At 38.5% G+C, this 9,124-nt stretch carries 9 protein-coding genes; 2 read left to right on the top strand and 7 right to left on the bottom strand.

What is annotated here, in order from left to right; all coding sequences use genetic code 11:
* Positions 1-205: 205 nt before the first annotated feature.
* From trmD to AC1DPQ_RS09270, 4 genes are all read right to left on the bottom strand, one after another.
* On the bottom strand, positions 206-880 hold the full coding sequence (gene trmD, locus AC1DPQ_RS09285) for a tRNA (guanosine(37)-N1)-methyltransferase TrmD (RefSeq protein WP_477580954.1): 675 nt from the start codon (positions 878-880) through the stop codon (positions 206-208).
* A gap of 102 nt (positions 881-982) precedes the next feature.
* On the bottom strand, positions 983-1,417 hold the full coding sequence (locus AC1DPQ_RS09280; protein WP_477580953.1) for a hypothetical protein: 435 nt from the start codon (positions 1,415-1,417) through the stop codon (positions 983-985).
* Between the two features lie 288 nt (positions 1,418-1,705).
* A complete protein-coding gene (gene rimM / locus AC1DPQ_RS09275) occupies positions 1,706-2,233 on the bottom strand; it encodes a ribosome maturation factor RimM (RefSeq protein ID WP_477580951.1) in 528 nt (175 codons plus the stop codon).
* A 140-nt stretch (positions 2,234-2,373) separates the two neighbouring features.
* Complete coding sequence (locus AC1DPQ_RS09270) at positions 2,374-2,946, bottom strand: 30S ribosomal protein S16 (protein ID WP_029274896.1); 573 nt, start codon at positions 2,944-2,946, stop codon at positions 2,374-2,376.
* 143 nt (positions 2,947-3,089) lie between these two features.
* Here AC1DPQ_RS09270 and AC1DPQ_RS09265 point away from each other — a divergent pair, with 143 nt between their 5' ends.
* Positions 3,090-3,611 (top strand): 5' nucleotidase, NT5C type, encoded by a 522-nt coding sequence (locus AC1DPQ_RS09265; RefSeq protein ID WP_477608942.1) that lies wholly within the window; start codon positions 3,090-3,092, stop codon positions 3,609-3,611.
* Positions 3,612-3,670: 59 nt separating this feature from the next.
* On the opposite strand, the gene AC1DPQ_RS09260 is transcribed toward AC1DPQ_RS09265, so the two are convergent.
* A complete protein-coding gene (locus AC1DPQ_RS09260) occupies positions 3,671-6,769 on the bottom strand; it encodes a VIT domain-containing protein (RefSeq protein WP_477608940.1) in 3,099 nt (1,032 codons plus the stop codon).
* Between the two features lie 176 nt (positions 6,770-6,945).
* Between AC1DPQ_RS09260 and AC1DPQ_RS09255 the strand changes: the two genes are divergently transcribed.
* On the top strand, positions 6,946-7,269 hold the full coding sequence (locus tag AC1DPQ_RS09255; RefSeq protein WP_029274899.1) for a heavy metal-binding domain-containing protein: 324 nt from the start codon (positions 6,946-6,948) through the stop codon (positions 7,267-7,269).
* A gap of 87 nt (positions 7,270-7,356) precedes the next feature.
* Here AC1DPQ_RS09255 and pfkA read toward each other — a convergent pair whose 3' ends face one another.
* Both pfkA and AC1DPQ_RS09245 read right to left on the bottom strand, forming a co-directional pair.
* Positions 7,357-8,340 (bottom strand): 6-phosphofructokinase, encoded by a 984-nt coding sequence (pfkA, locus tag AC1DPQ_RS09250; protein ID WP_477608938.1) that lies wholly within the window; start codon positions 8,338-8,340, stop codon positions 7,357-7,359.
* A partial coding sequence (locus AC1DPQ_RS09245) for a thioredoxin family protein (RefSeq protein WP_477608936.1) occupies positions 8,333-9,124 on the bottom strand: 792 nt, incomplete at its 5' end. The genes pfkA and AC1DPQ_RS09245, both read right to left, overlap by 8 nt.

The raw sequence follows: 9,124 nt of genomic DNA, 5'->3' as shown, positions 1-9,124 counted from the left end.
GTTATGCATTAAATGGTTTCGGCAAGAATGTACATCGCTGAATTTAAAAATGCCGTAGTTCTTCCCGGTATTTTTAAGCAATTCGGAAATGCCGTTTAAAAAAAGTAAATGGTCATCACAAATAACGATCTGTTTGGGCATATTATCAGGAACTAGAAGCGTTTCTCCTAAAATAGAATTTACCTTTATAATTTACAAGGAAATTTTATTCTAAAAGGTCAGGACGGCGGATTTTAGTTCGCTCCAATGCTTGTTCATGCCTCCATTCGTTCACCTTAGCTTCATGACCGCTTAATAAAACATCGGGCACTTTATGTCCACGCCAGTCTGCCGGGCGGGTATAAACAGGAGCATCAAGCAGTTCTCCCTGAAAACTATCAGATAGGGCAGAAGTTTCATCATTTAAAACACCCGGGATTAAACGCACAACAGCATCTACCACAATCGCTGCAGGAAGCTCGCCACCGCTTAAAACATAATCACCAACTGATATCTCCCTGGTAACAAAGATATCGCGTATACGCTGATCTATGCCTTTGTAGTGTCCACACAAAATAATGATATTCTTTTTAATAGATAATTCATTGGCCGTGCTCTGGTTTAAAGTAACACCATCGGGACTCATGAAAATAATTTCATCATATTCTCTTTCTGACTGAAGCTTTTCGATACAGGCCGCAAAAGGCTCAATACTCATTACCATACCGCTCCCTCCGCCATATTGGTAATCATCAACACTTTTCTGTTTGTTGGTTGCATAATCCCTCAGGTTATGCACAACAATTTCGGCTATGCCTTTTTTTTGTGCACGTTGCAAAATAGAATGAGCAAACGGACTTTCTAATAAAGCGGGTAAAACTGTTATAATATCGAAACGCATGGTGCAAAGGTAAGCCTTTAGTCTGAAGTCTATAGCCTGAAGGAGAATTTTGCTATACTCAGTATCAATTTTGGCTCTTATAGAAATTCATTGTGGTAAATATTAATCCAGCGTATTAACCTTTATCAGATCGCTCGCCCATTGCAACGGCTTTCTACCGTTCCGTCCGTCAACAACACCGCTTACTTTCATTGTTTTTTTGTCATTACTTAAGGTGTAATAGTTTGCATATTGCCTGCCTTTAAGATCGTAAGTAGCATCGGCCCTTGCATCCGAAATATTTAGCACATACATGTTGTTTGACAAAATTTTAAATGTACCGCTATGCGTGATGATCTGTACACCACCTTCATTGGCGATATTGTAAAAACTTCCATCCGCTTTAAAAACAATCTTACTTCCTGGGTTAGTAGTATCGTTCCAGATGCCAACAAATGGTTTGATTTCTTTTAAATTAGCCTGTTGTACGGTTTTACAAGAAAAGATGGTTAGCGCTGTAAGGAAAATTACTGCAATTTTTGATATTCTTTTGAGCATGTTAATTTTGGTTAGTATGAGATCCAAATTAACAATTTTTTCTTAAAAAACATTATCTGTTAATCGCCCTCCTCCAGTTCAAATATTTCCTCAACAGGCTTATCAAAAACCCGGGCCATTTTTAGCGCCAATACGGTTAAAGGAACACACTTCCTGATTCGATCGTACTGATTGTCCGCCTGGAAACCTGAATTAAGTATTTTAATATATCTAGAATATTTTATTAAAAGATTGCTTTTTTTACAAAACAGGCTTAGCAATAGTAAAACACGTAAATGTTTTTGATTTTTAGTTTTCCAGATAAATATCTAGTAAACCCTCTGGCAGATCGAGGTTTAATGTTTTTTCATCCTCGTCGTATTCTACAATAAAATCTTCATTTAACGGGAACAGGATTTCGGTTTCTTTATATATCACTGTAGCCACAAATTGTTGCGGATATTCGTTTACTTCCAAAATCTCGCCCAATTCGCCCAAGGTTTCATCTATTGCTAAATAGCCTTTAAAATCGGTATAGAAAAATTCTCCTTCTTCGCGTTCGGGCATTTGCGATAGGGGCAGGTATAATTTCTTTTTTAATAGCGGCTGCACTTTATCAATATGATCAGCATCATCAAAGTTAAAATAGCCTGTTTTATTGGCCTGCAGTTTTGCCGAAGCCACAAAATAGGGAACAAGCTTACCATTCATATCGGCAAATACCACATCAAATTCGAGCTGTTCGTACTCGTCAAATTCGAAAAATACCTGAACTTCTCCCTTTAAACCCCTCGTTTTAGTAACGTAACCAATATAAAATGCTTCTTCGTGTTTCATATAATTGTATTTGTCATCCTGAGGCACGAAGGATCTGCTAATGATGGGACAGATCCTTCGTGCCTCAGGATGACATTTTTAGTTAAAAAAATAGCGTTCCGAAATTCGGAACGCTATTTTATGAGACAAAATAATTAAAATTATTCTGCTCCTTCTTCTTTAGTAGCTTCTGCTGCAGGAGCCTCTTCAGTTGCTTCAGCTTCAACAGCTGGTGCTTCTTCAGTAACCTCTTCTTCAACAACTTCTTCTGCAACTGGTGCATTTTTAGCTGCGATAGCTGCTGCTTTATCTTCTTTTTTCTTAGCTTCTGCTGCTAATGCCGCTTTACGCGCATCCGCTTTAGAAGTAGCTAAACCTTCTGATTTACCAGAAATTTTACCTGCTTTAGCATCTAACCAAGCTGCAAATTTTTCATCTGCCTGTTCTTGAGTTAAAGCTCCTTTTTTAACACCACCTTCTAAGTGTTTTTTGTACAAAACACCTTTGTAAGAAAGGATGGCACGAGCAGTATCAGTTGGTTGTGCACCACTGTTAACCCAAGCTAAAGTTTTTTCGAAGTTAATTTCGATGGTTGCAGGATTGGTGTTTGGGTTGTAAGAACCTAAACGCTCAATAAATTTACCATCACGTGGAGAGCGAGAATCTGCTACCACAACGTGGAAAAAAGGTTTTCCTTTTTTACCGAATCTTTGCAATCTGATTTTAGTTGCCATTTCTTTTTGTATTTATGTATTCAACATAGTTCCCGGAGCTTCATGCTGCGGGGCTGCAAAGATAACTAAAATACTGTAAATTAAAAACATAGTTTAATTTCTTTGTTTTCAGGATATTTGCGCCGAAATATTTGCAGGTACAAATGGAAAGAATTGCGATTGATATGGACGAGGTAATTGCCGATGCCCTTGGAAAATTTATTAAACTATATAACCGGGATTTTAACGTTCCTTTAGATTTAAAAATTGATGCCGGAAACGAAATCTATCACCATGTCCCGCAAGAGATTAACCAGAAATGGTTCGAATATATAAATGAACCTGGTTTTTTCCGAGATCTTGAAGTTATCGAAGATAGTCAACGCGTAATTAAGGCCTTACAAGAGAAATATGATGTTTATATTGTTTCGGCGGCGATGGAGTTCCGAAATTCATTGATTGATAAGTACGATTGGATGACCGAGCATTTTCCTTTCATCGACTGGCAGCACATTATGTTCTGCGGAAATAAAATTGTGAATGTTGATATTATAATTGACGACCGCACTAAAAACTTTGTCAATTTTGCTGGTCGCCCTTTATTATTTACATCGCCACATAATTTGCTTGTAACCGAATATGAACGTGTAAATACCTGGGAGGAGGTAGCGGGGTTATTACTATAATATTAATCATAGGGGTCGACTTAAGTCGACGCCCATGAATGCAATTAGTTAATATAATCCTAAAAATTAAATTCGCCTACCAGGTTTCCGCCGCTACTTCCAGCCGCCATAGGCAATACAATTACTTTTCTTTGTTGTTTACCTGTGGCATATCGGGTATAAATCTCGGCAGTTACGGTTGTTGGTCCGCTAATGTTAATCTGCCTATCACCGTAATAGTTAACTTCGATTTTATATTTTCCCTTTATTGCTTTTTTAATCATAAATTGTTCAGGGCCATAACCTGATGTAAAATCGTTGCTGATCCTGCCACCTATTTTTGTTCTCGAATTTCCATAAAATCCTTTTTCACCAGTTGGGTCGGTTAGCCATAGATCGATATCAGTATCATTCTTATTCCAGTTGAGCACCACGCGCACATCTACTGGCAAAGGCTGGATTAACCTTTTATCAATCCCTTTGGTACTTAAGCTATTGTTATGTTTTGCAATCAGGTTATTGATTTCGGATATCACAATCTCCTCGATTCCTTGATCTCGATCGGCAATCTGACTGTTATAACTTTGGGTAAGTACCTTATATAAATGATCAAGCGCAGCCTGGTATTGCCCATTATCTGCTAGTGCCAAAGCATAATCGCGGTAACTCTGCGCATCCATAGGCCTCCATTGCAAAACCTTCTGCGTAATAAAAAGTTCATCTTTATAATTTCCGGTCTGCTTTAATTTATAGGCCAAAGTTTTATATAAATCGGCATTTTCGAGGTCCAGATCGGCAATATTACTTAAAATGGTGAGTGCCTTAACACTATCTTTCTGCTGATAAAACCAATTGGCCACATCAAAATAAAACATTGGTGTTGAAATGTATTTCGAGCGCATTTTCAAATAAGCCGGATAAGCACTGTCTGGTTTTCCAACCAGGTTTTTCATATAATCTTTATCACTTTTAAATTCGGGGATAACGATGGCGGGCTGGGTTTCTACCGTTCCTGTGGATCGTGTAATATTAAGCCCCGCTAATTTTCCCTGCAACAGACTCATTATTTCATTTGATGAACCTCGTTGTAAATCTTTTCCACTAACGGTTACTGCTGAGCCTGTAACGGATGATTTTCGCTGAGTACCGTATCCCACGACCACAACTTCATTAAGGGCGTTGTTTTCGCTAGTGGCCAATTCCTGCTTCGCAGCCGCAGCTGGCATTCTCATCTGACTTGCCGATTCTGCTCTTCTTCTCTCGCGTACTTGCTCAGCAACAAGCGCGCTTCTTCTTCCTTCGCCAACTGGATCAGAAATTGCAATATTGCCTGTGGGATCTCCATTTACATCCCTTTGCCCTGGATCAGGATATCTCTCTTCCCTCTTTCCTGGTTCTTTATAGTAGAAATCGGTATTCCACCAGGTTTTCAGTTCTTTGGTCATTGCTATCGCAGCATTGATTAAATCCTGCTTACGTTCCAGAATTGCTGTTCTGCGCTGCTTTAAAGCCGCATTGTAGGCCTGTTGCAATTCAACAGGAGGCACAATATCATAACGCAGGTAATCATCAAGATTTTCTAACACGATGAGGCTGGTATTACGGGTAACGATGCCAAACTGTTTACTCAAAACACTAATATCATCCTTATTATCCTCATATTGAATGTCCATTTCAGTAATTTTCTTCTGTGCCCAAACGCGGCTAACATCAATACTGCTCAAAGTATGCTCCGTAGCATTTAACCGAACAACCTGTTCTGAAACAACAGTATTTCCAAAACCAAACTGCAACGTAAATTCCGTATTAAACGCATTCATAATACCGGCCAGCGAAAAATGCCCGTTTACGGTTACTTTCATTGAAGGATAAGTCTGCCTTACATCTACTCCATTTTTAATCCCTAAAAACTGAAGGTTTTGCTGATTCAATTGTTTAAAAGCCTCAGCAACCGAGGTGGAATTGAGGTTTACAAATTGTCCGCCGGTTTTCATACTGATAAATTTCAAGGTGCTATAATCAGCTTTAAACGCTGTGTTGATACAATGAACCGGTTTATTTAAGCTAACCGTATTTTTTCCGAATGTCGAAAGTCCATCAGTAAATAAAATATATTCGTCGGCCTGCAGGCTTTTAGTGTTTATGGCGCTGAAATTTGTTCCCCCATCATACACTAGATTCTTCAGTTTATCTTTTAACTGTGTCCAGTTACCATTTGAGATGACAAAAGTGCCTGCGTTTTTAAAACCATTATTAACCAAGCCTAACTGGATGGTTAAATTTTGTTTTTGCCTGATGATTAAATCCAGCAGTTCTATTTCCTTCTCGGTATTGCGCTGCAGACCACTTAAAGATGTATCCCAGATTAAACCAATTTGGTTAGCCCACTGCTTTTGACGGCTTTCAGTTTTAGGAAAAACATTAACCAGAAAATAATAACCTGTTGATGCTTTTTGCATTTGCACTTCTGTCAGATCATTTCTCTTTGGAAGATTAATAGTCAAACCATTTTTAGGCTGATAGTTGGTTTTATCGATCTGTCCAACATAGGTATTTCCATTGGCTTTTAAGTCAAAGCTGCCGTCTGGCTGTTCACCAAGTTCTGGTTTTATGATACTTTCAAAAACGGTAGTTTTTAACGAAAATTTTTCAATGGCCTGGTTATAATCTAATGGCAAATGATATTTTAAAACATTCTTATTATTAAAACTTAACTCTTCTTCATAACCTACAGTTATGGTTCTATTGCCATTTGCAGGTAGGGGATAAATCCTGGTACGGAAATTATTTCCTTCAACTTTTTCCAACAAGCCCGGATCTATCCTACGGCGTTCAATACTTTCGAAAACCTCCGTTGCTTTCGCTTTTTCTACCGGAACAGCCTCACGCATCTTTCCGTTTATATCTAAAGCATAACGGCTAATGCTTACTCCTTCGGGCATAGGGAATGTTAATTCGCCCTCTAAAATTCGGTTACTGTTATTGTGGAAGGTCATCGTCATTACCGTTTTAGCAATATTTCCGGTAATCTGCACATCAATATTTAACTTTTTAAGTTTAACAGCATCTTTTTGCTCGCTGGTTTCGGCTTGCTGCACCTTTAAAACAGGCATTTGCGCCTGAACAAAAAATATGGCCAATAATAGGGGAAGGGTGAGTAAGGTTTTAGATGGTCTCATAATGGTAATTTTAAATAGTGATGCAAAACCATTGGTAATTACATAAATTTATTTTCGAAGCTTCATCTTTTTTTGGTTTTGGAAGTAAAAAAACTCTTTTAGAAATATAAAATGGGCTTTTCAAAAAAAATGTAACATTTCTAAAAAAAATTGTTCTAATTATTAAAACTGAAACTATGTTAGTAACCACAACGCCTTCAGTTGAGGGCAGAAAAATCGTAAAATATATAGGTCTTGTTACTGGAGAAACAATTATTGGCGCAAATATTTTTAAAGATTTATTTGCTGGCATAACAGATATAGTAGGGGGCAGATCGAGCTCTTATGAACGCGTTTTACGAGAGGGAAAAGATACAGCAGTTAACGAAATGCAACAGTATGCAGCCGCATTAGGCGCAAACGCAATTGTTGGTGTAGATTTAGATTATGAAACGGTAGGCAGCGGTGGCAGCATGTTAATGGTGAGCGCCAATGGTACAGCTGTAATTTTAGAAGATTAAGAAATTTGCTTATTGCGAAAACTAAGCAAAAACAAGAAAGTCTTTCCGGTGCGGGAAAGACTTTTCTTTTTATATCCTGTTTTTCGATTAAAACGAAAGTATATCGATTAATTTAAGCCATTTAGAGCTCACTTTTTCTGCATTAATGTGTTTAATGGCATGATCAAAAGGAGTAAAAACAATTTCACGGTTAATCTGGCCAGCCATAACACCGCTTTCGCCATTAATTAAACCCTCTACAGCAGCAACACCTAAGCGGCTCGCCAGCACACGATCCATACAGGTCGGTTTTCCACCACGCTGAATGTGCCCTAAAACTGAAACTTTAGTATCGTAATGCGGGTAYTTTTCCTGCAGAATTTCGCCAACCTTAAATGCGCCACCGGTATCATCACCTTCAGCAACGATAATAATTTTCGAGGCTTTATCTTTAYGGCTATGCTCCAGTTTATGCAAAATGTCGTTTGCATTCATGTTTGCTTCCGGAATCATAATGGCTTCGGCACCAACACCAATTCCACTTCTTAAAGCAATTAACCCGGAGTCGCGGCCCATTACCTCCACTATAAAAAGCCTGTCGTGCGATTCGGCTGTATCTCTGATCCTATCCACCGCATCGATAACAGTATTAATGGCAGAGTCGTAACCAATGGTAAAATCTGTTCCGGCTAAATCGTTATCAATAGTGCCAGGCAAACCAACAATTGGGAAATCGAACTCTTTTGAAAAAATATTTGCGCCTGTAAATGTTCCGTCACCACCAATTACAACCAAKGCATCAATTCCATTGGCTTTTAGGTTTTCGTAAGCTGTTTTTCTGCCCTCAACGGTTTTAAAAGCTTCGCTGCGTGCGGTTTTTAAAATGGTTCCTCCGCGCTGGATAATATTTGCTACAGATTTGCGGTCCATAGGGATAAAATCATTGTTGATCAACCCTTCGTACCCACGGATAAACCCGGTTACTTCAATATCATAATAAATTGAGGCCCTTACTACAGCCCTGATTGCGGCATTCATGCCTGGCGAATCTCCGCCAGAGGTTAAAACACCAATATTCTTAATCTTATTCATTTGTTTGTTTCTTGGCAAATTCTGATAATCCATTGTCCAGATATTGCAAATATTTATCTATATTAAATTCTACTCCGATAGGAGGCGAAACTAATTCTTTTTCATCAGTACCCAAAAGTACATAATATGGTTGCGAAATGGTATTAAATCTTTCGGCCTGCAAATGTTTAAATTTTTTACCGACTGTATTCACTTTTGTGCCTAAAATTTTAGAATCAAATTGTTCAGCAACTGGTAAATCAGTTTTATCATCCGTGTAAAGCGACACAACAATATAGTCTTCTTTCAATTTTTTAAGCACTCTCGGGTCAGACCAAACTCTTGCCTCCATTTCGCGGCAATTTACACAGCCGTGGCCTGTAAAATCAAGGAATAACGGTTTTTTTACCTCCTTTGCATAAGCCAACGCTTCCTGGTAATCAAAAAATCCATCAATATTATGCGGAATGTGCAGGAATTCTGAATATTTCCGCTTTGGGTGGCTAGGAGTATTGGCTTGACTGGCGCCACCACCACTATCTTGTCCGATTACAAAATCCTGGGTTGACAAAGGCGGCACCAATGCGCTTACCCCTTTTAAAGGTGCGCCGAATAGTCCTGGCACTAAATATAATGCAAATACGAAAGTTGCTGTTGCAATAAATAATCTAGTCACAGAAACATAGGGAAGATCACTATCGTGAGAAAATTTGATTTTTCCCAATAAATAAACACCTAAGATTAACGCAAGTACAATCCAAATGGCCAAGAAAATCTCTCTATCCAATATGCCCCAGTGATAAGC

Source organism: Pedobacter sp. 01T416_2 (assembly GCF_056398925.1).
This window is presented reverse-complemented; position numbering and strand designations above follow the sequence as displayed.

Excerpts from the sequence above, each read along its gene's own strand:
- trmD (WP_477580954.1), bottom strand. The coding sequence starts at position 880 with ATGCGTTTCGATATTATAACAGTTTTACCCGCTTTATTAGAAAGTCCG.
- AC1DPQ_RS09280 (WP_477580953.1), bottom strand. The coding sequence starts at position 1,417 with ATGCTCAAAAGAATATCAAAAATTGCAGTAATTTTCCTTACAGCGCTA.
- rimM (WP_477580951.1), bottom strand. The coding sequence starts at position 2,233 with ATGAAACACGAAGAAGCATTTTATATTGGTTACGTTACTAAAACGAGG.
- AC1DPQ_RS09270 (WP_029274896.1), bottom strand. The coding sequence starts at position 2,946 with ATGGCAACTAAAATCAGATTGCAAAGATTCGGTAAAAAAGGAAAACCT.
- AC1DPQ_RS09265 (WP_477608942.1), top strand. The coding sequence starts at position 3,090 with ATGGAAAGAATTGCGATTGATATGGACGAGGTAATTGCCGATGCCCTT.
- AC1DPQ_RS09260 (WP_477608940.1), bottom strand. The coding sequence starts at position 6,769 with ATGAGACCATCTAAAACCTTACTCACCCTTCCCCTATTATTGGCCATA.
- AC1DPQ_RS09255 (WP_029274899.1), top strand. The coding sequence starts at position 6,946 with ATGTTAGTAACCACAACGCCTTCAGTTGAGGGCAGAAAAATCGTAAAA.